The organism is Burkholderiales bacterium, from assembly GCA_015075645.1.
Classification (GTDB): Bacteria; Pseudomonadota; Gammaproteobacteria; order Burkholderiales; family Casimicrobiaceae; genus VBCG01.
Map to the genome: position 1 here is coordinate 199,876 of JABTUF010000003.1, position 24,002 is coordinate 223,877.

Below are 24,002 nucleotides of genomic sequence, written 5' to 3' on the forward strand. Positions count from 1 at the left end.
TCAGGGAGGCGTCGGTCGCAGCATCCCCGCGTAGATCCCCGGCGAGGAGCCGGGGATCGCGATCGCGCCGAACGCCTTCTCGTAGAACGCGGCCGGACCGACGCCGCCGACGATCGCGTAGACGTAGCCCTGAGCCGCGAGCGCGTGCATCGCGGCGAGGGCGAGCGCGCGTCCCAATCCCTGTCCGCGCGCGGATTCGGCGACGCCGGTCGGCCCGAAGTAGTCGGGCGCGATCGCGTCGTGGCACGCGAACCCGAGGATCTCATTTGCGCGCAGCGCGATGAAACACGCGACCGGAAGGCGCGCGAACGTGACCTCGACCTCCGCGGTCCAGCTCGCGAAGTGCGCGCGCATCCAGTCGAGCACGATTGGCTTCTCGGGGGCGAGGGCGCGGCGGATCACGACGCCGCGCGACGCCGCCTGCGCGAGCGCGGGCTCGAGCGGCGGCAGGTCGCGGAGCTTCACCAGCATGTCGGTCATGGCGACCTCGATTCGACGGGTCGAATGCGCGCGGGCGAGGCTCAGCCGCCTGCGGCCATCGCACCCCGGCGCGGGCGCGCGAGCGCATCGTCGCCCACGAACGGATTGTCGCGCCGCTCGTCGCCGAAGGTGGACATCGGGCCGTGGCCGGGCACGAAGCGCATGTCGTCGCCGAGCGGCCACAGGCGCGTCGTGATCGAGCGGATCAGCGTGTCGTGGTCGCCGCGCGGGAAGTCGGTGCGGCCGATCGAACCCGCGAACAGCACGTCGCCCACCAGTGCGATGCGATGGGCGCGCGACGCGAACACGACGTGTCCGGGCGTGTGTCCGGGGCAGTGGAGCACGTCGAACGCAATCTCGCCGACCGTGGCGACGTCGCCCCCATCGAGCCAGCGGTCGGGCGTGAACGAGCGCGCCCCCGGGACCCCGAAGCTCGCGCCCTGTTCGTCCAGGCGGTCGATCCAGAACGCGTCCTCGCGTTGCGGGCCTTCGATCGGCACGCCGGTGCGCTCCGCGACCTCGGCGGCGCCGCCGCAATGGTCGACGTGGCCGTGCGTGACGAGGACTTTCTCGAGCGTCGCGCCGCTTTGCGTGACCGCCGCGAGCAGGCGGTCGACCTCGCCGCCCGGATCGACGAGCGCGGCGCGAAGCGTCCGCGTGCACACGACGAGAGAACAGTTCTGCTGGTACGGCGTGACCGGGACGATCGTGAGCTTCACGCGTGAACCCGACGTGGCGCCGGCGCGCGGTGGCACGCGACTGCGCGCGTGGTGGTCCGGTGGATGGCGCTGGAACGATGCATCGCGGGGCTCCGTGATCGACGAATCCCGGCGATGATACCGTTCGACCCTCGGGCGCGGAACCCGGGGCGCGATCTGCATCGAAAGAGCGAACCCCGCCGGTCGGCGGCGCGCACATGCGACGCGGAGCATCCCGCCGGCCTGCGACAACGACGCTCCGGCTCGACCGGATCGACAACGCACTCAGGTTTCGCCGGACGTGCGCAGGTCGACGACTTCGCAGGCGGTGCTCCGTCCTCCTCCCGGCATCCTGCGCAGGAGGCCGTGCCCGATCAGTTCGGTGATGTCGCGCAGCGCGGTGTCGGCCGAGCATCCGGCGATCGTTGCCCACCTGCTGCTGGTGAGCCGTCCGTCGAAACCGTCGAGGAGGCGGTTGACGAGCTTCGCCTGGCGCTCGTTCATCGGCGTGCCGGCCCAACGTTGCCAGAATCGCGCCCTCGAGAGCACGACGTCGAGCGACGACTGCGCGCGTTCGATCGCGTGGCGCAGCGTTTCGAGGAACCAGGCGAGCCATTCGGTGGCATCGAGCGTTCCCTTCTGCGTGCGCTCCAGGACGTCGCAGCAGGCGGCCCGAGCGCGCGCGATCTCGCCCGACACGCTGTAGAAGCGCTGCGCGCTCCCGTCGGCCCGCGCGAGGAACAGGTCGCCGACCGCGCACGCGATGCGGCCGTTGCCGTCGTCGAACGGATGCAGCGTCGCGAACCAGAGGTGAGCGATCCCCGACTTGATGAGCGCCGGCTCGCCGGTCGCGCCATTGGCCCACTCGATGAACCGCTTCGTTTCGACCTTCAGTCGCGCCGCGGGCGGCGCCTCGTAGCGGACGTTGCGTCGATGGACCGGACCGGACACCACCTGCATCGGTCCCTGCGCGTCGTCGCGCCACTTGCCGACGCGAATGGTTTCCATGCCGCTGCGCCCGGTCGGAAACAACGCGGCATGCCAGCGGAACAGGCGCGCCGCTGCGCCGCGCCTGGGGTGCCAACTGGACTGCGAGCACGCGAAGTACATCCCCGAAATCGCGTTCGTCGTACCCTTCGTGAGGATCGGTGTCAGGACGGGTGGGTACTGAGAGGACTCGAGGCCGCCAGTGTCGGGCGGGAATCCGATGCCGCGTGCGGAACCTCCTGCGTTCCCAACCATCACCCAGCCGCTACTTCCCTCTCCGAACCGCATGTCGAGCGCTCGGCGCGGGTCGTGTCGACGGGTGTAGCCGTGGGTTGCGTCCGAAGAACCTTCAGCGTGAGGCTGACTATGCCCTGCGGGAATACTTCCATAACATCTCCTCAATAGACGGTCCTGGGGAGGACTCCTATCATCGTCTCGTCCTGACGCAACTGTCGTCGCGGAAGAAATGGAGCGACCGATGGATACCATCGAAGGTCCGGTTGATGGGCTGGCGCTCGCGGTGCGGTCGGCGTCGCACGCCCGTGGATCGCCCGACGCGCGCGCTGTACGCGGTCCGGGCATTCGCCGGATCGTCAATCACGCCTGGCGCGCCTGACGGTCATGCTGCCGGTGCCCTCGCGCGGCGTTCGGTGGCCATTCGAATGCCAGTGGGTTGCGCGCACGACCGAACGACCGAAGGGTCCGTGTGCCGGTACGGTCGCGTCGGCACCACGACAACTGGCACGTCGGGGCCCCGCCGCGAGTCGCGACGGCGAAAGTCGTCCGGCAGGGTCGAGTAGGCGTGACAGGCATGGGCGGCCCATGCTCTCGCGCGAGAAGTCCCGCGACCGCGGAAGTGCGCGTGTTCATGCCGTCTAGGTCCTCACTGCTTTCGCGCTCGAGCGAGGCCCTGCTCCCGGGGTTTTCGGTCATCCTGGGGATCGCGCTGATCGCAGGGCCCCTCGTCGCAATGCTCGTGCAGAGCCTGACTCCTGCCGAATCGAGCGAAGGTCTCGTTTCGGTCGCGAGCTTCGCCGCCATCCTCGGAACGAGAGGCATCTACGATGCGATTCTCAACACGCTCGTCATAGGGGTCGCTGTCACGTTGTTCAGCACGATTCTGGGCTTCGCGCTGGCGTGGGTCGTTACGCGCACTGATCTGCCGGGTCGTCACATCTTCGAGACGCTGAATCTCGTCCCGTTCTTCCTGTCGCCGTACGTCGGCGCGATCAGCTGGATCTATCTCGCCGCGCCGTATGGCGGTCTGATTCACAACTCCATCGAGCGATACTTCGGACTGGATGTCCAATTGCCGAGCATTTATGGGCTCGGTGGCGTCATATGGGTGTTGACGCTCTTCTACGCGCCATACGTCTATCTGTTCGTCATCGGGCCTCTGAGGCAGATGGACGGCGCCTTGGAGGATGCAGCGCGGGTTCACGGATCATCGTTCCTCCATACCCTCTGGCGCGTGACCCTGCCGTTGATGGCGCCAGCGCTGATGTCGGGAGCTCTCATCGTCTTCGTCACGAGCGCAGGTCTGTTCGACGTTCCGCTCGCGCTGTCTCTCCCGAGCGGGATCCCGACCGTACCCACCGAGATCTACAAGTTCGTCCAGTATCCAACCGACTTCGGTCGCGCGTCCTCCTTCGGTATCGCCATCGTCTTCGTAACCGTCGTCCTGACGCTGCTGCAGCGTCGATACGTCGACCGGCGCCGGTTCGACACCGTCTCGGGCAAGGGCTATCGCCCGCGCCCCGCGAAACTCAGGGGTTGGGCCAAGTTCGCGGCCCTCGGCCTCGAGCTGGGGTACGTGGGAACCGCAATCGTGCTGCCCATGCTCACTCTTGTCCTGGTGTCGCTGTCACCCATCTGGACGGGAGTCTTCGAGCCTGCCCGGGCCACCTTGCGCAACTACGACTTCGTCCTCTTCGAGAGCGTGCTTGCGCGTGACGCGATCATCAACAGCCTCGTGCTCGCGGTGGGTGGGGCAAGCATCTGCGTTCTGCTCGGACTCCTGCAAGCCCACTATCTGCGGGTCGGCTCTCGCAAGGCGAGAGCGACCGCCGATACGATCCTGTCCTTTCCTCTCGGCATACCGCCGATCATCATCGGCGTCGCCTTCTTGATCATCGCGGTGCGGACTCCGCTGCTCGGGACACTGACCTTGATTCTGATCGCGTACGTCGCGCGATTCTTCGCCTACGCGACGCGGAGCATCTCGGCGACGATGCTTTCCATCAATCCGGAACTGGAGGAAAGCGCTCGCTGCTGCGGCGCGAACTTCCTGCAGAGCGCGCGATACGTCGCCCTGCCGCTGCTCAAGCCAGGACTCGTCGCCGCATGGATCATGCTCGCCATCATTTTCGTTCGCGAACTCGGCGCCACGATCCTGCTGTACACGCGGGGAACCGAGACACTGAGCGTCGCGCTGCTTCTTCTCGCGGATCGAAGTACCGGCTATGTCGCTGCGCTGGCGGTCATTCAGGTGCTTCTTCTGGGGGGTGCGTTCGCGCTCCTGAGATGGTTCCGCGTCACGACAATCGAGATGTGATGGAGTGGCCCAGGTGTCAGGCGATCAGAAGTCGATAAGCGTCGAGAACATCCGGAAGTCGTTCGGCGACTTCGAGGCGCTGAAATCCGTATCCTTCGACGCGACAGACGGGAGCACGATTGCGTTGCTTGGTCCAAGTGGATGCGGCAAGACGACCATGCTGCGATGCATCGCCGGGCTGGAGGAGGCCGAGGAGGGAAGGATCACGATCGGCGGGCGAGTCGTGTTCGACTCGGAGCGTCGCATCAACATGAAGTCCGAGCAGCGCGACCTGGGCGTCGTGTTCCAGTCGTACGCCATCTGGCCGCACATGTCGGTGGCGGAGAACGTCGGGTTTCCGCTGAGGCTGAGAGGCGTGAGCCATAGCGAGAGGAAGGCGCGGGTGGATCGCGCGCTCGACGTGGTGGGCCTGCGGCAGTGGCGCGACTCCCCTTCAACCCGTCTCAGCGGAGGCCAGCAGCAGCGGGTGGCGCTTGCGCGCGCCGTCATCCACGGGCCACGTCTCGTGCTCTTCGACGAGCCGTTATCCAACCTCGACGCCCAGTTGCGCGAGCAGATGCGGCTGGAGCTCAAGCTGCTGCAGGAACGGTTGAACTTCACCGCCATCTACGTCACGCACGACCAGTTGGAGGCCGCCGCGTTGGCCAAGCAAGTCGTGATCATGAGCCATGGCCGAATCGAGGCCGCCGGCCGACCCGAGGAGATCTTCGAGCGGCCGCCGACCGCATTCGTGGCGAGGTTCCTGGGCTTCAACGTCGTCGAGGGCGTGATCACGCGCATCGCACCGCGGGAGAGCGAGGCGGGCGCGGCGATGCAGGTCGAGATGACATTCGGCGCGGAGCGCCACCTGCGAGGGGTAGCGGTCGCCGATGAGTCCTTGCGCGAAGGAGCGCGGTGTATCGCCTGCTTTCGTCGTGAACGGACGCGTCTGCTCCAAGGGGGCGATTCGATCGACGGCGGCGGCTCGCCGCTCGATGCGACGATACTCGCGACATCGTACCTGGGTGTGCATCACGAGTTTCTCCTGGCGGTGGACGGGACGGAGTTGAGAGCCTTCAGTCCGGTACCGCCCAGGGGGGCGAAGTCGGCGCGATTGTCCATCGATCCGGAGGATTGCTTCATCTTCGCTCAGCGGGCGTGAAGCGGAACCAGGTTGGCAAAAACGTGAGGAGGGTGCCATGAAGAGAATCTTGACGATTGTGACGATCGCGGCGGCGGTGGGCTTCGGGAGCGGGAAGGCCACCGCCGACGCACCTGCGCTGCAGGCGCTGAGCGGGCCGGCGAAACAGGAGATGGAGAAGACCATCGCGGCTGCGGCCAGGGAAGGGCGCGTGGACTACACGGAAGTCGTGATGGCGGCGGAGACCGCGCAGGCGCTTACGGTCGCATTCCGAAAGCACTACGGGCTCGACAGTTCGTTCGTGGTCAACTACACGCATGCCGGCACGACGGCGGCGGTCACGCGCATCGACCAGGAGATTGCGGCCAAACGTGTCAGGACCGACGTCGCATCCATCTCCGTTCCCACATGGGTGTTCGCGCACGCGAAGGCCGGCAACATCATGGAATACCATTCGCCGGAGTACAAGTTCTATCGGCGAGCATTCGAGCTGAAGCTCGGCAAAGAGGGCTTCTTCATGATGAACGGCGGATACTTCTTCGTGCCGGTCTGGGATACGACGAGGCTCAACTTCAACGGCAAATCGTGGAAGGACGTGGTCGGCGCGGTTCCAAACGGCCGTCTCGCGGTCGGAAACGCGGAGACGTCGCTGTCGGTTCTCGCCACGTATGTCGGCGTCCGGAACCTGGTCGGCGTCGAGTTCTTCAAGTCGCTCGCCGGCATGAAGCCGGCCATCGTCTCGCAGGGAGAGCTTGCGCACGACAGGGTGGTGACCGGCCAGGATCTGATGAGTCTGTGGGGCCAGGCTACGCACGTCAAGTTGCGCAACTCACGGGGCGCACAACTCAAGTTGATGATCCCGGAGGAGGGGCTCGTGCTGCTGCCGCAGCTCTCGTTCATATTGGCGGGCGCTCCGCATCCGAACGCGGCCAAGCTTTGGCTCGATTTCATGCTCTCCAAGGAAGGACAGGCGATCATCGTGGACCGCGAAGCCCTCGTTTCCGGGCGAGAAGGTGCAGGAACGGCTCTCGCTGGATACAACCTCACGCTGGACGGCGTGAAGGCGGTTCCCATGAACTGGGACAAGCTGAGCGAAGACGATCTGAAGCGCGCGCGCGAGGAGTGGGTCGGTATCTTCAAGAAGTAGCCGGGTCAAGGCGAGTCATTCCGCGCGATCCCATGGGATCGGCGGACCCCGGGCCGGCGCGCGACGCAGCGCGCCGACCTCCGGGGTCCGCGCCCGTGTCGTTGCGACGATCCCGGCGGTCAGCGACGGCTGGCGAGATCCTGCCCACCGGAGTCCGCATCAATGGGGCGCCGCGATGGCGAGTTGCGGCGTTGTGTCGATTGGCCCGCGCTCGGTCGATACCGTTCGCTCCAGAGCCAAGTGGATCAGAAGCACGGAGACGGGGGCTCGGGGGCGCTGCTGCGGATGCCGACCCTGGGGCGAGGCGCCGCGCCCCGGCGGGGTTTCTGTCGTGGGAAACGCGTCAGCTCCGTTGGGGTGATGCCGTGACGGACCCCGGGATCGCTGCCCATCCCGCGGGTTCATGAGCTGGAGGTCGCGCGCCGCACTATGGAAGATCTCATCAACTCGAACCTGCTCAGCTGCTTTCTCGCGGTCATGAAGCACAGGCGATTGACCGTGGCGGCGGATGAACTGTGCATTACTCAGCCCGCGCTGTCGAAGAGCATCCAGCGCCTCGAGGAGAAGCTGGAGGTTCAGCTGTTCGATCGTCGCCAGGACGGCATGGCGCCGACGAAGTACGCGTTGACGCTCGCTCGCCATGCGTACGTCATCAGGGCGGAGTCCGACGCGGCCCGCGCGGAGCTGGGAATACTCCGAGGGGGCGGAAGCGGCACGCTGGCGATCGGCATTGCACCGCTTTGGACAGTCTATGGTCTGCCGACCGCGGTGGCCAGACTGGTCAAGCAGAGGGCGCAACTGCAAGTCAGGATCGTCTCGGGTGTTCTCTCAACGCTCATTCCTCCGCTGCTGAAGGGCGATCTCGACGTGGTTTGCACCGCGTTGGACTTCCCCGCGCAGGCTGAGATCGTTCGCAAGCCGATCCTGACGAGCGACCACATCCTGCTTGCGCATCGCCGGCACCCGCTCGCGCAGTTGAAGTCCGTCAGCCTTGCCCAGCTGGCCGAGCATAGATTCGTGGGACTGGTCGGCGACTATCACGGGATGGAACGCATGCAGCGCTTCTTCGCGTTGCGCGGACATCAACCTCCGGTGGTTCGCGCAGAGGCAACGTCGATCGAGATGATTCTGTCGCTGCTTGCCACGGGGGAGTTCGTGGCGAGCCTCGCCCGGCAATGGCTGAAACGCGGCGAGCCGCTGGGCCTCGTGAAGATCCCGATACGGGGAACCTTCTGGAAATTCGAAACCGGGATCGTTCATCGCGTCAATCCGCGCGATCCGGCGTTGATCGAGCAGTTTGAACGAGCTCTCCGTGCCGAGAACGAAGGCGTCGAGCATCCATGACTCATCGGACGGGCAGAGCGACGAGAAGTGCGCGCCGCGTCGGAGTGCTGCCGCGCCGCACGCGTTCAGGATGTGGAAGGGGCCGCGCTTTTGCGTATTCCAGACGGGAATAGGCGCATGAACAGAAGCCAATCGACAGCGGCATGTTCGCGCGCCAGAATGCAGCGCGTGGACAGTGCGTCGCCATCGGTTCGGGAGTCGAGCGTCGGCAGACGACCTTCCGGCACGCTGGCGGACGCATCGACGACATCCGCCGCGACAGAGTGAGGTCCGGCGGGCCGATTGCGATGGTGAAGGGGGCCGATGATCGGCGCGCCGATCTTCGCCCCGGTCGACAGGCGAGCGGCATCGGATGAAGCAACTGTCAGGACGGACTGCGCTGGTAACGGGGTCCACGAGCGGAATAGGCCTTGCATTGGCGCGCGCGTTGGCCTGCAACGGCGCAGCCGTGGTCATGAACGGTCTGGAAACGGACGACCAGGCAAGGGAACTGTGTCGCCGGGTTGGAGCGGAGGCGGGAGCCGACGTCAGCTTCGTCGCAGCAGACGTGAGTGATCCGAGGCAGATCGAGGAAATGATCTCCACGGTACTTTCCAGCCGTGGATCGCTCGACATTCTGGTGAACAACGCAGGCATTCAGCATGTCAGCCCCATCGAGGAGTTTCCGCCCGCCGTGTGGGATCGAATGGTCGCGGTGAACCTGTCGGCGAGCTTCCACACCATCCGACTGGCGCTTCCGTCCATGCGACTGCGCAATTGGGGGCGCATCATCAATATGGCGAGCATCAGCGGCCTGCGCGGTCGCGCGATGAAGAGCGGCTACAACGCAACGAAACACGGGCTCATCGGTCTGACCAAGGCCGTCGCGCTGGAAACCGCCAGGACAGGTGTTACCTGCAACGCGATATGTCCAGGCTGGGTTCGCACTCCGCTCGTACAGCGGCAGATCGATGCCTTGGCCTCTCGGGAGGGCCTGGACGACGAGGCGGCGGTCAAGGCGCTGATCGGGGCGCGACAGCCTTCCGGGCGATTCGTGACGATCGAGCAGATCGCCGCATTGACGCTGTTCATGTGCTCCGATGCCGCTGAGGAGGTGCGCGGAGTGGCTTGGACCATCGACGGAGCCACCACCGCCGCCTGAGCACGTTCGGCGGCTGGCCTACGTCATTCTCGGAATCGATACCGTCTGAAGAGGCAAGTATGGAGAAGATGGACCTCAGGCACCTCAGGGCGAACTTCAATGACTACGCCAACAAGTACGAGACCATTCGCATGCGGCGGGAAGACGGCATTCTCGAGATCACGCTCCACTCAGGGGGCGATTCGCTGCGATGGGGAAGAGTTCCGCATGCCGAGATCGAGGAGGCCTTTCTCAATATCGCTCGCGATCGGGAGAACAAGGCCGTGATCATGACCGGGACCGGGGACGCGTTCTCGGGCCCGACAGCGAATCCGAACACCAACCCGCAAGACCACCGGATGTCCCCGGACGAGTGGGAGGTCATTGCGTGGGAGATGAGAAACATCCTGACGCATCTGCTCGCGATCGATGTGCCGATGATCAGCGCGGTCAATGGTCCCGCCGTCCGGCACGCCGAGCTGCCGATCATGTGCGACGTAGTGCTCGCCGCCGAGGGCGCGGCGTTCCAGGACTCGGCCCACTATGTGGGCGGTCTCGTGCCGGGTGACGGCGTGCACGTGGTCTATCAACTGATCATGGGATACAACCGGGCGCGGTACTTCCTGCTGACCGGGCAGATCATCGGAGCCCGCGAGGCAAGAGAGGTGGGACTGGTGAACGAGGTCCTTCCCAGAGAACAGCTGATGCCCCGGGCGTGGGAGATTGCACGCCAGCTGGTCCGACAGCCTGAACTGAACCGCCGCTATGCGCGGACGCTGCTGACTGAGTTGATGCGTCGCCAGATCAACGATCTGGTTCCCTATGGTCTCGCGTTGGAGGGCCTGGCGGCGGTCGGTGGCAAGTGAGAGCAATTCGATCCGCGCGCGGACCGATCGCGCCCGGCACTGCCGCGGGGCGGAGTTGGCGGAAGGACGGTCGGCTGGACTGGCGCGAGCTCATCGCTTGTCTTCAAGTCAAGTGGCGGTCGCCGTTCGCAGCAAGGAGGCGCGATGTCATCGAACTCGCTCCCGCCTTGCGGTGTCGATGGGGGTCAACATGGAAAAGATGGATCTCAAGCATCTGAGGGCGCAGTTCGACGACTATCGCACCAAGTACGGCCACATCAAGATGCGGCGAGAGGAGGGGATCCTGGAGGTCGCCTTTCACACGCAAGGGGGCCCGCTGCGCTGGGGCTTCGACCCGCACGCCGAGATCGAGGACGCCTTTCTCAACATCGCCCGTGATCGCGAGAACAAGATCGTGATCGTGACGGGGACGGGAAGCGAGTTCTCCGGACCGACGGCGGTTCCCGCGATCCACAGACGGCACCATCGCATGACGCCGGACGAGTGGGGCGAGCAGGGTTGGGAGTCGGTCAACTTCCTGATGAACATGCTGGCGATCGACGTGCCGATGATCAGCGCCGTCAACGGTCCGGCGGTGCGGCATGCCGAACTGCCGATCATGTGCGACATCGTGCTGGCGGCGGAGGAGGCGACGTTTCAGGACTCGGGTCACTACGCTGGAGGACTGGTACCGGGCGATGGCGTGCACGTCGCATTCCAGCTCGCCATGGGATACAACCGGGCCCGGTATTTTCTGCTCACCGGCCAGATACTGAATGCCGTGGAGGCGAAGGAGGCAGGGCTCGTCAACGAGATCCTCCCCCGGGAAAAGCTGTTGCCGCGCGCCTGGGAGCTCGCTCGTCAGCTTGCGCGCCAGCCTGAGCTGAACCGTCGATACGCAAGGGTTCTGCTGACGGAGTTGTTGCGTCGCCAGATGCGCGACCTGCTTCCGTATGGACTCGCGCTCGAAGGCCTGGCCCTGGTCGGTGCGGGCTGAGTCGAATCCGCGCTCGAGACGGCGCGTGATCGGTCCGACGCGCCGCGGCGGAACGGAACTTCACTGAATGCAGCGAGAGGCAGGCGACATGTCGGCTCCATCCCCACTTGGCGCACCGGGTTTGAAGTTCAGGGACACCGTTGCGCATTCGATCGCGAGAAGCCTGCTGCGACACGGCGTGAGCCACGTGTTCGGCCAGAGTCTGCCCAGCATGCTGCACCTGGCATGCGAGGAGCTCGGGATCGTACAGGTCGCGTATCGGACCGAGAATGCGGGCGGTTGCATGGCGGACGGATACGCGCGCGTTTCCGGGCGCGTTGGAGTCGTGACGGCCCAGAACGGACCGGCGGCAACGCTGCTGGTTCCTCCTCTGGCCGAAGCGCTGAAGGCGTCGATCCCGCTGGTCGCGCTGGTCCAGGACGTGAATCGTGACCAGGCCGACCGCAACGCCTTTCAGGAACTCGACCACGTCGCACTCTTCGCGTCGTGCACCAAGTGGACGAGGCGTGTGGTCGCGGGGTCGCGTGTCGACGATTACGTCGACCAGGCGTTCGCGAACGCATGCGGGGGCAGGCCGGGACCGGTGGCTTTGCTCCTGCCTGCCGATGTGCTGTTGCAGCCCGGGCCACCACCGACGCGGCAGCTGAATCTGGGGGCCTACCCGCTCGACCGAAGCGTTGCGGCCGCGGATCGCATCGCGGAGGCGGCCGACTCGATAGCGGCGGCCGAACGACCGGTCATCATCGCGGGTGGCGGCGTGCATTCGTCGCGCGCACAGCAGGCGCTCGCGGAGTTGCAGGAGACCGCTCATGTCCCGGTTGCCACCACGGTGATGGGCAAGGGCGCGGTCGACGAGCGTCATCCGCTCTCGGTCGGAGTCGTGGGCTATTTCATGGGCCGGAACAGCGCGACGCGGTATTTGCGCGACGTCGTCGAGGACGCGAGCCTGGTGATCCTCGTCGGCACGAGAACCAACCAGAACGCGACCGATTCGTGGCAGCTCTATCCCCGCAACGCCAAGTACGTCCACATCGACGTGGACGGCAGCGAGATCGGACGCAACTACGAGGCGCTGCGACTGGTCGGTGACGCGAGGGAAACCATTCTCGCGCTCGTCGCGGCCCTTCGCGGCCGGGACCTTTCGCGTCGACGCGGGGCGCGCGCAGCGCTGGAGCGCCGAATCGCGGACGGCAAGGAGCGGTCATGGCGGGAGTCGGCTCCGCTGCGCGCTTGCGACGATTTGCCGATTCGACCCGAACGTGTCATGGCCGAGCTTGATCGGTCGATGGACGAGCGCACGATCGTCGTATCCGACGCGAGCTATGCGTCGATCTGGACCGCCAACTACCTCCGATCGCGCAGAGCCGGTGCTCGCTTCCTGACACCGAGGGGGCTCGCCGGGTTGGGTTGGGGATTTCCCATGGCCATCGGGGCGAAAGTCGCCCAGCCCGATGCCGCCGTCTACTGCGTCGTTGGTGACGGTGGCTTCGCTCACGTGTGGAGCGAACTCGAAACCGCGCGACGGATGCGCATCAAGGTGGTGCTCGTGGTGCTCAACAACGGCATCCTCGGTTATCAGAAGCATGCGGAGAACCTGAAGTTCGGAGCCCATACGAGTGCGGTGCATTTCTCCCCGGTCGACCACGCGATGATCGCTCGCGCTACGGGCTGCGCGGGAATTCGCGTCGAACGTCCAGCGGACATTGCCGCCGCGCTGCGCGAAGCGAGCAATTCCGACGTTACCACGGTGATCGACGTGCTTTGCGACGAAGCCGCCTTTCCGCCGATTACGTCGTTCTCGGTCGAATCGACCTGATCCGCAAACAGAGCGCGACCATGGTCTCGACGACGGCGCCGCCCGTCGGCCACGACCAGGGGTCGAATCGCATTCAAACAATGGCGCGGGGCCACGCGAGGGGACTATTCGCCGGATCGTTGCGCGCCGGCCAGCGCGCGGTCAAGCGAACTTCCGGCCCGGTACACTAGAGCAGGCTCCGCTGCCGCTCGTCACGCGCAGGCGCCACGAACTTCGTGCAGTCGAGCGGCGACCGGTCGCGCCCGGTGTCGAGGCCGAGCCGGCGACAGGCGAGGCGGAAGCGTGTTGCGATGAGATCGGCGAACGCGCCGCTGCCCTTCATGCGCGCACCGAAGCGCGCATCGTAGTCGCGGCCGCCGCGGATGTCCTGCACGAGGCTCATCACGTGCGCGGCGCGATCGGGGAAGTGCGTCGCGAGCCAGTCGCGGAAGAGCGGCGCGACTTCGCGCGGCAGGCGCAGCATGATCCAGCCGGCGCTCGTCGCCCCGGCGTCCGCCGCCGCCTCGAGGATCGCCTCGAGGTCGCGGTCGGTGAGTTGCGGGATCACCGGCGCGACCATCACGCCGGAGGGCACGCCCGCGGCGGAGAGCGCGCGCAGCGCCGCGACCCGTCGGGCCGGCGCGCTCGCGCGCGGTTCGAGCTTGCGCGCGAGGCCGGCGTCGAGCGTGGTGATCGACAGGTAGACGCGCGCGAGCCCCTGCGCGGCCATCGGCGCGATCAGGTCGAGGTCGCGCTCGACCAGCGCGTTCTTGGTGACGATCGTGAACGGATGCTTCGCCTGCGCGAACACCTCGAGGAGCGAACGCGTGATCTTCCACTCGCGCTCGACCGGCTGGTAGGGGTCGGTATTCGTGCCGAGCGCGATCGGCGCGACGTCGTAGCCCGGACGTGAGAGTTCCTCGCGCAGGAGCCGCGCGGCGTCGGGCTTCGCGTAGAGCTTCGTCTCGAAGTCGATGCCCGGGGAGTGGTCGAGGTACGCGTGCGACGGGCGCGCATAGCAGTAGATGCAGCCGTGCTCGCAGCCCTGGTAGGGATTGATCGACCGGTCGAACGGGATGTCGGGCGAGTCGTTGCGCGTGACGATCGAGCGCGCCAACTGGATCGTCACGGTCGTGCGGACCTGGCGCGAAGGCGTCTCGTCCGCGGGATCGGGTGGCGGCGGCGCCCAGCCGTCGTCCACCGACTCGCGGGTGGCGTCGTGGAACCGGTTCGCCGGATCGAAGGTCGCGCCGCGACCGTGCCTGGGGTTGCCCGGGCTCGAGGGCGACGAGGGAGCGCGGTCCATCGAACGATTGTACGCTCACCTGTCGGGCCCCGCGTGTCGCCGTTGTCGGGTATCCATCGCCTGCGGCGGAGGCTCCGAGTCATCCTGCGGAGCCGGAGGCTCGGGCTCCAGTGTGGGCGGTCACTGACCCTTGCCTGCGCGCCGCCGGCCAGGGAGCCATCGGCTAAGATGGCGGCGCCGCGCGCGCGGCGGCACCTTCGCCTCTCCATGTCCACGCCCAAACCCAGGACCCACGGCTTCGACACGCTGTCGCTGCACGCCGGCGCGCGCCCGGACCCGGCGACCGGCGCACGCGCGACGCCGATCTACCAGTCGACGTCGTTCGTCTTTCCCGACAGCGACCACGCCGCGGCGCTCTTCAACATGGAGCGCGCGGGGCACGTCTACTCGCGCATCAGCAATCCGACCTGCGCGGTTCTGGAGGAACGGATCGCCGCGCTCGAAGGCGGCGTCGGCGCGATCGCGACGGCGAGCGGGCAGGCCGCCTTGCACCTCGCGATCGCGACGCTGATGGGCGCGGGTGCGCACATCGTCGCCTCGCGCGCGCTCTACGGCGGCTCGCACAACCTGCTCGACTACACGCTGCCGCGCTTCGGGATCACGACGACCTTCGTCGATCCGCGCGACCTCGACGCCTGGCGCGCGGCGATCCGGCCGCAGACGCGGCTCCTGTTCGGCGAGACGCTCGGCAACCCGAACCTCGACGTGCTCGACGTGCCGCGCGTGGCCGCGCTCGCGCACGACCACGGTCTGCCGCTCCTCGTCGACTCGACTTTCACGACGCCGTGGCTGATGCGTCCGTTCGACCACGGCGCCGACCTCGTCTACCACTCGGCGACCAAGTTCCTGTCGGGGCACGGCGTGGTCGTCGGCGGCCTCCTCGTCGACGCCGGCACCTTCGATTGGGAGGGCCGCGGTGCGATGCCGAAAGCGAAGGACAAATTTCCGACACTGACCGAGCCCTACGCCGGCTTCCACGACATGACGTTCAGCGAGGAGTCGACGACGGCGGCGTTCCTGCTGCGCGCGCGGCGCGAAGGCATCCGCGATTTCGGCGCGTGCATGGCGCCGATGACCGCGTGGCAGATCCTGCAGGGGATCGAGACGCTGCCGGTGCGCATGGCGAAGCACGTCGACAACGCGCGGCGCATCGTCGCGTTCCTGCGCGAGCATCCGATGGTCGAGTCGATCGCCTACCCGGAACTGCCGGGCCACCCGGACCACGAACTCGCGAAGCGCCTGCTCCCGCGCGGCTGCGGCGCGATCTTCGCGGTCGGCCTCAAGGCGACGCGCGACCAGGGGCGCCGGTTCATCGAGGCGCTGCGGCTCTTCTCGCACCTCGCGAACGTCGGCGACGCGAAGTCGCTCGTCATCCACCCGGCGTCGACGACGCACTTCCGGATGTCGGCGGAGGACCTCGCGCGCGCGGGCGTCGGCGAAGGCACGATTCGGCTGTCGATCGGCCTCGAGGATCCCGACGACCTCGTCGAGGATCTGTCGCGCGCGCTCTACGCGGCGGGCAAGGCGTGAACGTCACCGCATGGCTACGCGCGCGGCCCGCGCGAGCGCGGGGCGGGCGCGCCGTGCGCGGGAGCCGGCGGTGAGCGCGCCACCCGCCATCCTGATCGGCGCGCGAATCGCGGACGAGTTCCGCGACCGCCTCGCGACGCGGCTCGACGCGATCGGTCCGTACGACGTCGCCTTTCCCGCAGCGGTGAAGCGTCTGTCTCGAAGCGATGCGGAACGCGTGCAGGTCGCGCTGGTGTACGGCGGCATGGACGTGTCGGCCGCGGCCATCGCCGGGCTGCCGTCGCTGCGGCTCATCCTGTCCATCGGCAGCGGCTACGACGGCATCGACCTCGACGCGGCACGTGCGCGCGGCGCCTCGGTCACGCACAGTCCCGGCGCCAACGCTGCCTCGGTCGCCGACATGGCGATGGGGCTCCTGATCGCGAGCGTCCGGCGGATCGCGGAGCGCGACGCCTACGTGCGCCGCGGCGACTGGAACGGGCTCGAGTCGCGGCGCGACGTGCAGGTGCGCGGTCTCACCGGGCGCCGCGCGGGCATTTACGGCCTGGGCGCGATCGGCGCGAAGATCGCGTCGCGCTGCGAGGCCTTCGAGATGGAAGTCGCCTACCACGGACGCGCGCCGCGCCCCGGCGTCCGCCATCGGTTCCACGCGACGCTCCTCGCGCTCGCGGACTGGGCCGACGTGCTGATGATCGCCGTGCGCGCCGGGCCGGAAACGCACCACGCGGTCGACGCGCAGGTGCTCGCCGCGCTCGGCCGCGACGGACACGTCGTCAACATCACGCGCGGCTCGGTGGTCGACGAGACGGCGCTCGTCGCCGCGCTCGCGAACGGCACGATCGCCGGCGCCGGACTCGACGTCTTCGAGCGCGAACCGCAGGTGCCTGCGGCGCTGCGCGCGCTGCCGAACGTGGTGATGACGCCGCACATCGGCGGCAACACCGACGAGGCGCAGCGCGCGATGCACGACGCGGTGGTCGCGAACCTCGACGCGTTCCTCGCCGGCCGGCCGCTGCCCTCGCCGGTTCCGGGGATGCCCGCAGAGGTGGCCGCGTGAAGCTCACCGTCGGCGGGCGGGAGGCCTACGTCTATACCGGCACGCGGCCGTTCGACGCCTCGCGGCCGTCGGTGCTGTTCGTGCACGGCGCGGGCAACGACCATTCGGTGTGGGTCCTGCAATCGCGCTACTTCGCGCACCACGGGATGAACGTGCTCGCGCTCGACCTGCCCGGACACGGTCGCAGTGCGGGGCCCGCGCTCGCCTCGGTCGAGGCCATCGCCGACTGGCTCGTCGCCGTACTCGACGCCGCGGCAATCGCGACGGCGTCGATCGTCGGGCACTCGCTCGGTTCGCTCGCCGCGCTCGCGTGTGCGGCGCGCCATCCGTCGCGGGTCGCGAAGATCGCGCTGCTCGGTCCCGCCGTGCCGATGGCGGTGAGCGACGCGCTGCTCGACGCCGCGAAGGCGAACGACCACGTCGCCTACGAACTCGTGAACGGCTGGTCGACGAGTCCCGGCAAGCAGATCGGCGGCAACACGGTGCCCGGGCAGTGGCTGCTCGGACTCTCGATGCGGCTCCTCGAGCGCACGCCGCCGGGCGTGTTCCACGCCGACCTCGCCGCATGCCACGCCTGGACCGGCGGGCTCGAGGCCGCCGCCGCGGTGCGCTGCCCCGCGCTGGTGATCCTCGGCGCGCGCGACCTGATGGCCCCGCCGCGCACCGCGAAGGCGCTGATCGACACGCTGTCCGACGTGCGCACGGTGACGCTGCCGGAGACCGGCCACTCGATGATGGCCGAAGAGCCCGACGCCGTGCTCGACCGGCTGCGCGCGTTCCTGTGAGCGACGAGCCCTCGCCCGGCGCGGAGCCCGACCGGGGGTCGAAGACCGCCGTGACGGTGCGCACGGTCGCCGCGACCGCGCCGTTCCGCTGGCTCGCGCGCGGCGCCGCCGACTTCCGCGCGCATCCGCTGCCGAGCGCGTTCTACGGCGCCTGCTTCGCGCTGATGGGCTGGCTCGTCTACGAGACCTTCGAGTACGCGACCGCGTACCTCTCGGCGCTCGTGACCGGCTTCTTCCTGGCCGGGCCGTTCCTCGCGACCGGCCTGTACGCGCTGTCGCGCCGGCGCGAACGCGGCGAGCCTCCGTGGCTCGCCCCGACGCTCGACGCGTGGCGGCCGAACGTGGGCGCCATCGGCGTGTTCGCGCTCGTGCTCGCCGTGATCCTGCTCGTGTGGGCGCGCGCCTCGCTCGTCGTGTTCGCGCTGTTCTACACGAGCGGCATGCCGACGGTCGAGGGCTTCCTCGGGCAGCTCGCGGGCGTCGACAACCTCGAGTTCCTGCTCGCCTACGCCTGCGTCGGCGGGTTCTTCGCGACGCTGGTGTTCGCGATAAGCGTGGTGTCGGTGCCGATGATGCTCGACCGCGACATCGACGGCGTCGTCGCCGTACTCACCAGCCTGCGCGCGTTCGGCGCGAATCTGCCGGCGATGGCGCTTTGGGGCGCGATCATCGTCGTGGTGATCGCCGCGGGCTTCGCGCTCGTGTTCGTCGGGCTCGTCGTCGCCGCGCCGCTGATCGGCCACGCGACCTGGCACGCGTACCGGGACCTCGTCGGCTGACCCTTCAGTCGCGCCACTTGATCGAGCATCCGATCGCGACCGGCTGGAGGGCGGGGGCGCCTTCGCCCCGGACCACGGCCTTCATCGCTTCGACCAGGTCGCGCCGGTTGCCCTCGCGCGGATGGCGCCCCGAGTCGTCGAGCCGCCCGCGGTAGACGAGCCGGAGGTCGCGGTCGTAGCCGAAGAGGTCCGGCGTGCACACGGCGCCGTAGGCGCGGGCGACGTCCTGCGACTCGTCGTAGAGGTAGGGGAAGCCGAAGCCGTGGCGCGCGGCGACCGCGCGCATGTTCTCGAACGAGTCCTCGGGAAACGCCGTGACGTCGTTGCTCATGATCGCGACGCCCCCGACACCCAGTTCGGCAAGCTCGCGGAGATCGCGCGGGATCTTGTCGATCACCGCCTTGACGTAGGGGCAGTGGTTGCAGAGGAACAGCACGACGAGGCCGTTGGGGCCGCGCACGCTCTCGAGCGTGTGCCGCCCTCCGTCGACGCCGGGAAGATCGAATGGCGGTGCGATGGAACCGAGCGCGCTCGCGGGGCTTTCGAGGGTTGCCATGCCGTGCTCCTTGGGTCGACCCACGTGGCACAATCCGCGCGTCGGCCGCGACGCCGATCCATCGGGTGCTTCCCGATCCGCGCGACCGGCACGATCGTGACCCCGAGACTTTACCTCGATCCCGCCCTCGGCGCGCTCTCGGAAGGCGCGGAGATCGTCCTCCCGGCGGGCGCGGCGCACCACGCCCTGCGCGTGCTGCGGCTCCGCGCGGGCGACGCGGTCACGCTGTTCGACGGAACCGGCGGCGAGTGGCGCGCCGCGATCGCATCGGCGCTTCGGCGGGAAGCGAGCGTGCGCGTGGCGGAGCACCGCGCGATCGAGCGCGAGTCGCCGCTCGCGATCCGGCTCGCGCTCGCCGTGCTCGCGACCGACGCGATGGACTACGCGGTGCGCAAGGCGGTCGAACTCGGCGCCGCGGCGATCGAGCCGGTCGTCGCCGCGCGCTCGCAGGGAGCCTCGCGCTCGAACCGCGGCGAGCACTGGCGGCGCATCGTCCTCGCCGCCTGCGAACAGTGCGGCCGCAACCGGATACCGCCGATCGAGGCGCCGCGGCCGCTCGACGACTGGCTGGCCGCGCGGGGTCGCGCGACGCCGGGCGTCGTCCTCGTGCCGGAGGCGAACGTTTCGCTCGCTACGATCGCCCCCGCAGGCGTTCTCGATCTCCTCGTGGGGCCCGAAGGAGGATTCGATGCGCGCGAGGTCGACGCCGCGCTCCGCTCGGGCCTGCGCGCGGCCGCGCTCGGACCGCGCGTCCTCAAGGCCGAGACGGCATGCGTCGCGGCGCTCTCGGTGCTGCAGGCGGGCAGTGGCGACCTGCGCTGAGCGTGCGCGGGTCCCCAGGCGTCAGGCGGAACCGCGCTCGCGCTGCGCGATGAAGATCGCCTTCGCGAGCACGAGGTCGTCGGCGAACGTGACCTTCACGTTGGTGCGGCTGCCCTCGACGAGGCGCGGGCGCAAGCCCAGGGCCTCGACCGCCTGCGCCTCGTCGGTGACCTTCGAGGCGTCCGGCCGCGACAGCGCCTCGCGCAGCACCGCGTAGCGGAACATCTGCGGCGTCTGCGCGTGCCAGATGCCCTCGCGCGACTCGGTGCGCAGGCAACGCCCTTCGCCGTCGGCGCGCTTGAGCGTCGCGGCGGAAGGCACGGCGAGGAGCCCGCCGACCTCGTCCTCTCCGATCTCGCGCACCAGGCGCTGCAGCGATTCGGCGTCGATGCACGGCCGCACCGCGTCGTGCACGAGGACCCAGTCGTCGTTGCGGATGTCCTCGATGCGCTCGAGCGCGTGCGCGACGCTCTCCGCGCGCGTGGCGCCGCCGCAGCGCAGCGCGACGACGCCGGCGCCGACGGTCACGTCCTGGGCGAACCAGGCATCGTGGGGCGAGAGCGCGACGTAGGTGCGCGCGATCGGCAGCGCGGCGGCGAGGCGCTCGATCGCGTGCTGGAGGATCGGCTTGTCCTCGATCGTCGCGTACTGCTTGGGCTTGCCGCCTCCGAAGCGCGCTCCGTTGCCCGCCGCGGGGACGAGCGCGAAGATCCGGACCACCGCTGCCTACTCCGAGCGGATCGGGATCGTCTTCTTCCTGGGCAGGAGGTGCGCCGCGGGCGTCTGCCCGCCGTAGGTCGCCCGCACGTAGTCGAGGATGACCTCGGCGAACTCCTCGGCGATGCGCTCGCCCTTGAGCGTCACCGTCTTGTGCCCGTCGACGAACACCGGGGCGACCGGCGACTCGCCGCTGCCCGGCAGGCTGATGCCGATGTTGGCCATCTTCGATTCGCCCGGGCCGTTGACCACGCAGCCCATCACCGCGACCGACATCTTCTCGACGCCCGGGTACTGGGTCTTCCAGACCGGCATCTGTTCACGCAGCCAGCGCTGGATCCGGTCGGCCAGCGTCTGGAAATAGTGGCTCGACGTGCGCCCGCAGCCGGGGCACGCGCTCACCATCGGCGTGAACGAGCGCAGGCCCATCGTCTGCAGGATCTCCTGCGCGACGATCACCTCGCGCGTGCGGACGCCGTCGACCTCCGGGGTGAGCGAGATGCGGATCGTGTCGCCGATGCCTTGCTGCAGCAGCACGGCGAGCGCCGCCGTCGAGGCGACGATGCCCTTGCTGCCCATGCCTGCCTCGGTGAGGCCGAGGTGCAGCGGATAGTCGCAGCGCGCGGCGAGTTCGGTGTAGACGGCGATCAGGTCCTGCACGTTCGACACCTTGCAGGCGAGCACGATGCGATCGCCGGGGAGTCCCAGCGCTTCCGCGAACTGCGCGCTGCGCAGCGCCGAGACCACGAGCGCCTCGCGCAGCACGTGCGCGGCGTCGAGGGGCGTCGGCGAGCGCGCGTTCTCGTCCATCAGGCTCGCCAGCAGGTCCTGGTCGAGGCTGCCCCAGTTGACGCCGATGCGCACCGGCTTCCCGTAGTCGATCGCGCGCTCGACCATCACCGCGAACTGCGGGTCGTGCCGGCTGCCTTTGCCGACGTTGCCCGGATTGATCCGGTACTTCGCGAGCGCCTGGGCGCATTCCGGATAGTTCGACAGGAGCTTGTGGCCGTTGAAGTGGAAGTCGCCGATCAGCGGGACGTGGCAGCCCTGCGCCTCGAGCCGCTCGTAGATCGCCGGCACCGCGGCCGCGGCCTCCGGCGTGTTCACGGCGATGCGCACCAGCTCGGAGCCCGCCTCCGCCAGCGCCTTCACCTGCGCGACCGTCACCGCGACGTTCGTCGTCTCGGTGTTGGTCATCGACTGCACGACGATCGGATGGCCGCCGCCGATGGGAATGCCTCCCACGCGGGCGATCCGGGTGCGACGTCGGGCGATCGGGGAGCGGCTGATGGGGCCCGTCAATTGGCTTGACCTCGGAACGGGTGGCGGCGGAGCGCGTTCGGATAACGGGAGCGTGGGGCGCCGACACCGGGACCCGGGGAAACCCGGGTCCAGCCGACGGGAACCCGTCATTCTACGTCGATTCGCCCGGGGCTTCCAAACCCGGGGGAGCCGCACCCGACGCGAACGTCGCGGACCACGCTCCGACGAGCGCCTCCGGCAGCGGCGCCGCCGCGTCCCATCGGTGGCGTACCACGACGACGGCGCCGAGCGCGAGGAGCGCGTTCTCGTCCCCTTCGCGGGCACCGCCCGGCCGCCCGCGGCGCAGGCGGAACACGATCCGCTCGTGCGTGCGCTCGGTGACGTCCGCGGCGGAGGCGATCTTGTCGCGGGCGAGCGTCGCCTGCCGGAGGGGGGCGGGAAGCCGCGCGGGCAGGTTGACCGAGAGCCACGCGCCCGGAGCGAGCCAGGTGGCACGTTCCGACCACAGGAGGCGGAGAAGTGTCCCGACCTCTGCTTCGTCGGCGCTCGCGTCGGCGGGCCAATCGTCGCGCGACAGCGCGATCGCCGGCACGCCGCGCATCGTCGCCTCGCGCGCGATCGCGAGCGTGCCCGAATAGGCGAGATCCTCGCCGACGTTGCGCTTGTCGTTGATGCCGGCGACCACGAGGTCGGGGGCGAGGCCGCCTTCGATCGCGGACATCGCCGCGACGACGCAATCCGCGGGCGTTCCCGAGCACGACCAGGTCCGCGGCGCGCGGCGCGTCAGCACGAGGTCGCGGTCGAACGAAACGCGATGGCTCGCCGCGGTCCACTTCACCTCCGGCGCGACGATCCAGACGTCGTCGGCCAGCGTGCGCGCCGCGGCCGCGGCGCGCGCGATCCCCGGAGCGTCGACGCCATCGTCGTTGCAGACGAGGACGCGCATCAGTCGAGCTCGAGCACGGCGCCGGTCATCGCATCGGCGTCGAGGCGCGGGAGATGGCGCGCGAGACGCGCGAGCGCGTCGCGCTCGCACGAGTGGCCGAGCACGAGGCGCGCGCGCGACGCCGCGGCGATCGCGAGGTTCTGCGCGAGCGTCGGGTGGGTGGGCAGGCGGATCCACTGCGCCGCTCCCGATTCGAGCAATCGATGCGCGGGGCTCGCGTCGGGCACGTGGCCGGTGAGGAGCACCGGGTGGCCGTTGCGCGCCGCGACCTCGAGCAGTTCGCGCGAAGGACCGCTCATGCCCATGCCATCGTCGCAGAGTATCGCGGCACGCGGCAGCGGTTCGTTCGTGCCGCACGACGGCGTCCGTGCAAGCGCGCTCCGCAGCCGGTCGGCGACTCCCCGGGCGAGCCACTCGGCCGCGTCGATCTGCGCGGCGAGCGCCTCGCGCATCCCGGGAGCGAGCGCCAGGTGCTCGCGCAGCAGCGCGAAGAGCTCGAGCGAGCGGCCGAAGAGCGGCGTCGGGAGGATCGATCCCTGCGGATGCGCGCGCACCCATCCCGCGATCTCCGCGGCCCGCGCGGGCGCGCTCGTCGCGTCGTCGCCGTAGGAGGCGTCGAGGATCAGCGCATCGCCGTCGGGCAGCGGATCCATCGCGAAGACCGGGCTCGCCGGGACCACGTCGCCGCAATAGAGGAGCCGCGTGCTCCCGTCGTCGACGAGGCACCAGAGGCCGCCGCTGATGTGGCCCGAGCGTCCGGTCGACAGACGCAGCGCGCCGACCTCCGCGGCGTCGGCTCCGACCGGGAGCTCCTCGATCCTCGCCGCGCGCAGTTTCCGCGCGGCGTCCGGGCTGTCGTAGGCGGCGACGATGTCCTCGCACCCGGCGCGCGCCGCCCCGCTCATCAGGATGCGGCCCGCGAAGCCGTTGGCGAGGCACCAGCCGAGCGCGCCCGCGTGGTCCTCGTGCGCATGCGTGACGACGATCGCGTCGAGCGCGCGCAAGGCCTCGGGCGGGATCGCGGGCCAGTAGTCCGGCGTGCCGCGCGCGCTGGTCATGACGCCGGCGTCGAGCAGCACGCGACCGCCGCGCGCGTCGACGCCGAGCGACGTGCGTCCCTTCTCGCCGAACCCGCCGTGCAGCGCGAGCCGCAT

General features: G+C 68.8%; 23 protein-coding genes. 14 read left to right on the plus strand and 9 right to left on the minus strand.

The genetic code is table 11. The features are described 5' to 3' along the window. The 3 genes from HS109_07840 to HS109_07850 all read right to left on the minus strand — a co-directional run bounded on the left by HS109_07840 (position 1) and on the right by HS109_07850 (position 2,453). Positions 1 to 480, minus strand: a complete 480-nt coding sequence (locus tag HS109_07840; GenBank protein ID MBE7522282.1) for a GNAT family N-acetyltransferase — start codon at positions 478 to 480, stop codon at positions 1 to 3. Between the two features lie 41 nt (positions 481 to 521). Then, entirely contained in the window at positions 522 to 1,199 is a 678-nt protein-coding gene (locus HS109_07845) for an MBL fold metallo-hydrolase (GenBank protein ID MBE7522283.1), read from the minus strand. A gap of 264 nt (positions 1,200 to 1,463) precedes the next feature. After that, positions 1,464 to 2,453 (minus strand): Fic family protein, encoded by a 990-nt coding sequence (locus HS109_07850; protein MBE7522284.1) that lies wholly within the window; start codon positions 2,451 to 2,453, stop codon positions 1,464 to 1,466. 190 nt (positions 2,454 to 2,643) lie between these two features. Here HS109_07850 and HS109_07855 point away from each other — a divergent pair, with 190 nt between their 5' ends. From HS109_07855 to HS109_07895, 9 genes are all read left to right on the plus strand, one after another. Next, positions 2,644 to 2,781: a hypothetical protein gene (locus tag HS109_07855; protein ID MBE7522285.1), complete on the plus strand. Its 138-nt coding sequence runs from the start codon at positions 2,644 to 2,646 to the stop codon at positions 2,779 to 2,781. A 240-nt stretch (positions 2,782 to 3,021) separates the two neighbouring features. Further along, complete coding sequence (locus HS109_07860; GenBank protein ID MBE7522286.1) at positions 3,022 to 4,719, plus strand: iron ABC transporter permease; 1,698 nt, start codon at positions 3,022 to 3,024, stop codon at positions 4,717 to 4,719. 4 nt (positions 4,720 to 4,723) lie between these two features. Then, positions 4,724 to 5,860: an ABC transporter ATP-binding protein gene (locus HS109_07865; GenBank protein MBE7522287.1), complete on the plus strand. Its 1,137-nt coding sequence runs from the start codon at positions 4,724 to 4,726 to the stop codon at positions 5,858 to 5,860. 37 nt (positions 5,861 to 5,897) lie between these two features. After that, positions 5,898 to 6,986 (plus strand): substrate-binding domain-containing protein, encoded by a 1,089-nt coding sequence (locus HS109_07870; GenBank protein MBE7522288.1) that lies wholly within the window; start codon positions 5,898 to 5,900, stop codon positions 6,984 to 6,986. Positions 6,987 to 7,415: 429 nt separating this feature from the next. Continuing rightward, positions 7,416 to 8,330, plus strand: a complete 915-nt coding sequence (locus HS109_07875; GenBank protein ID MBE7522289.1) for a LysR family transcriptional regulator — start codon at positions 7,416 to 7,418, stop codon at positions 8,328 to 8,330. Between the two features lie 352 nt (positions 8,331 to 8,682). Next, complete coding sequence (locus HS109_07880) at positions 8,683 to 9,471, plus strand: 3-hydroxybutyrate dehydrogenase (protein ID MBE7522290.1); 789 nt, start codon at positions 8,683 to 8,685, stop codon at positions 9,469 to 9,471. Positions 9,472 to 9,539: 68 nt separating this feature from the next. After that, complete coding sequence (locus HS109_07885) at positions 9,540 to 10,316, plus strand: enoyl-CoA hydratase/isomerase family protein (protein MBE7522291.1); 777 nt, start codon at positions 9,540 to 9,542, stop codon at positions 10,314 to 10,316. A gap of 199 nt (positions 10,317 to 10,515) precedes the next feature. Beyond that, entirely contained in the window at positions 10,516 to 11,292 is a 777-nt protein-coding gene (locus tag HS109_07890) for an enoyl-CoA hydratase/isomerase family protein (protein MBE7522292.1), read from the plus strand. A gap of 88 nt (positions 11,293 to 11,380) precedes the next feature. Next, positions 11,381 to 13,108 carry an acetolactate synthase catalytic subunit gene (locus tag HS109_07895; protein MBE7522293.1) on the plus strand — a complete coding sequence of 576 codons (1,728 nt, stop codon included), beginning with the start codon at positions 11,381 to 11,383 and terminating at the stop codon, positions 13,106 to 13,108. Positions 13,109 to 13,274: 166 nt separating this feature from the next. On the opposite strand, the gene HS109_07900 is transcribed toward HS109_07895, so the two are convergent. Continuing rightward, entirely contained in the window at positions 13,275 to 14,393 is a 1,119-nt protein-coding gene (locus tag HS109_07900; protein MBE7522294.1) for a PA0069 family radical SAM protein, read from the minus strand. 207 nt (positions 14,394 to 14,600) lie between these two features. Between HS109_07900 and HS109_07905 the strand changes: the two genes are divergently transcribed. Genes HS109_07905 through HS109_07920 form a run of 4 tightly spaced genes read left to right on the plus strand, consistent with a single transcriptional unit; the run spans position 14,601 to position 18,544 of the window. Continuing rightward, on the plus strand, positions 14,601 to 15,923 hold the full coding sequence (locus HS109_07905; protein ID MBE7522295.1) for an O-acetylhomoserine aminocarboxypropyltransferase: 1,323 nt from the start codon (positions 14,601 to 14,603) through the stop codon (positions 15,921 to 15,923). A 10-nt stretch (positions 15,924 to 15,933) separates the two neighbouring features. Next, on the plus strand, positions 15,934 to 16,980 hold the full coding sequence (locus HS109_07910) for a 2-hydroxyacid dehydrogenase (GenBank protein MBE7522296.1): 1,047 nt from the start codon (positions 15,934 to 15,936) through the stop codon (positions 16,978 to 16,980). Further along, positions 16,977 to 17,765 (plus strand): alpha/beta hydrolase, encoded by a 789-nt coding sequence (locus HS109_07915; protein ID MBE7522297.1) that lies wholly within the window; start codon positions 16,977 to 16,979, stop codon positions 17,763 to 17,765. Before HS109_07910 ends, HS109_07915 begins: the two co-directional genes overlap by 4 nt. Then, entirely contained in the window at positions 17,762 to 18,544 is a 783-nt protein-coding gene (locus HS109_07920; GenBank protein ID MBE7522298.1) for a DUF2189 domain-containing protein, read from the plus strand. Before HS109_07915 ends, HS109_07920 begins: the two co-directional genes overlap by 4 nt. A 4-nt stretch (positions 18,545 to 18,548) precedes the next feature. Here the strand turns inward: HS109_07920 and HS109_07925 are convergent, their stop codons facing one another. Further along, complete coding sequence (locus HS109_07925) at positions 18,549 to 19,100, minus strand: thioredoxin family protein (protein ID MBE7522299.1); 552 nt, start codon at positions 19,098 to 19,100, stop codon at positions 18,549 to 18,551. 96 nt (positions 19,101 to 19,196) lie between these two features. On the opposite strand from HS109_07925, the gene HS109_07930 reads away from it, so the two are divergent. Next, positions 19,197 to 19,922 (plus strand): 16S rRNA (uracil(1498)-N(3))-methyltransferase, encoded by a 726-nt coding sequence (locus HS109_07930; protein MBE7522300.1) that lies wholly within the window; start codon positions 19,197 to 19,199, stop codon positions 19,920 to 19,922. A gap of 21 nt (positions 19,923 to 19,943) precedes the next feature. On the opposite strand, the gene HS109_07935 is transcribed toward HS109_07930, so the two are convergent. The 4 genes from HS109_07935 to HS109_07950 are packed head-to-tail and all read right to left on the minus strand — an operon-like array spanning position 19,944 to position 24,002. Beyond that, complete coding sequence (locus HS109_07935) at positions 19,944 to 20,642, minus strand: 2-C-methyl-D-erythritol 4-phosphate cytidylyltransferase (GenBank protein MBE7522301.1); 699 nt, start codon at positions 20,640 to 20,642, stop codon at positions 19,944 to 19,946. 6 nt (positions 20,643 to 20,648) lie between these two features. Next, the gene (gene ispG, locus HS109_07940) at positions 20,649 to 22,052 is read right to left on the minus strand and encodes a flavodoxin-dependent (E)-4-hydroxy-3-methylbut-2-enyl-diphosphate synthase (protein ID MBE7522302.1); all 1,404 of its coding nucleotides are present in this window, start codon (positions 22,050 to 22,052) and stop codon (positions 20,649 to 20,651) included. 1 nt (position 22,053) lies between these two features. Next, complete coding sequence (locus HS109_07945) at positions 22,054 to 22,848, minus strand: 5'/3'-nucleotidase SurE (protein ID MBE7522303.1); 795 nt, start codon at positions 22,846 to 22,848, stop codon at positions 22,054 to 22,056. Next, the gene (locus HS109_07950) at positions 22,848 to 24,002 is read right to left on the minus strand and encodes an MBL fold metallo-hydrolase (GenBank protein MBE7522304.1); all 1,155 of its coding nucleotides are present in this window, start codon (positions 24,000 to 24,002) and stop codon (positions 22,848 to 22,850) included. The genes HS109_07945 and HS109_07950 overlap by 1 nt, the downstream gene beginning before the upstream one ends.

Excerpts from the sequence above, each read along its gene's own strand:
- HS109_07875 (MBE7522289.1), top strand. The coding sequence starts at position 7,416 with ATGGAAGATCTCATCAACTCGAACCTGCTCAGCTGCTTTCTCGCGGTC.
- ispG (MBE7522302.1), bottom strand. The coding sequence starts at position 22,052 with ATGACGGGTTCCCGTCGGCTGGACCCGGGTTTCCCCGGGTCCCGGTGT.
- HS109_07840 (MBE7522282.1), bottom strand. The coding sequence starts at position 480 with ATGACCGACATGCTGGTGAAGCTCCGCGACCTGCCGCCGCTCGAGCCC.
- HS109_07900 (MBE7522294.1), bottom strand. The coding sequence starts at position 14,393 with ATGGACCGCGCTCCCTCGTCGCCCTCGAGCCCGGGCAACCCCAGGCAC.
- HS109_07945 (MBE7522303.1), bottom strand. The coding sequence starts at position 22,848 with ATGCGCGTCCTCGTCTGCAACGACGATGGCGTCGACGCTCCGGGGATC.
- HS109_07890 (MBE7522292.1), top strand. The coding sequence starts at position 10,516 with ATGGATCTCAAGCATCTGAGGGCGCAGTTCGACGACTATCGCACCAAG.
- HS109_07950 (MBE7522304.1), bottom strand. The coding sequence starts at position 24,002 with ATGCGGCTCGCGCTGCACGGCGGGTTCGGCGAGAAGGGACGCACGTCG.
- HS109_07855 (MBE7522285.1), top strand. The coding sequence starts at position 2,644 with ATGGATACCATCGAAGGTCCGGTTGATGGGCTGGCGCTCGCGGTGCGG.
- HS109_07905 (MBE7522295.1), top strand. The coding sequence starts at position 14,601 with ATGTCCACGCCCAAACCCAGGACCCACGGCTTCGACACGCTGTCGCTG.
- HS109_07910 (MBE7522296.1), top strand. The coding sequence starts at position 15,934 with ATGGCTACGCGCGCGGCCCGCGCGAGCGCGGGGCGGGCGCGCCGTGCG.
- HS109_07885 (MBE7522291.1), top strand. The coding sequence starts at position 9,540 with ATGGACCTCAGGCACCTCAGGGCGAACTTCAATGACTACGCCAACAAG.
- HS109_07925 (MBE7522299.1), bottom strand. The coding sequence starts at position 19,100 with ATGGCAACCCTCGAAAGCCCCGCGAGCGCGCTCGGTTCCATCGCACCG.
- HS109_07850 (MBE7522284.1), bottom strand. The coding sequence starts at position 2,453 with ATGCGGTTCGGAGAGGGAAGTAGCGGCTGGGTGATGGTTGGGAACGCA.
- HS109_07870 (MBE7522288.1), top strand. The coding sequence starts at position 5,898 with ATGAAGAGAATCTTGACGATTGTGACGATCGCGGCGGCGGTGGGCTTC.
- HS109_07895 (MBE7522293.1), top strand. The coding sequence starts at position 11,381 with ATGTCGGCTCCATCCCCACTTGGCGCACCGGGTTTGAAGTTCAGGGAC.
- HS109_07880 (MBE7522290.1), top strand. The coding sequence starts at position 8,683 with ATGAAGCAACTGTCAGGACGGACTGCGCTGGTAACGGGGTCCACGAGC.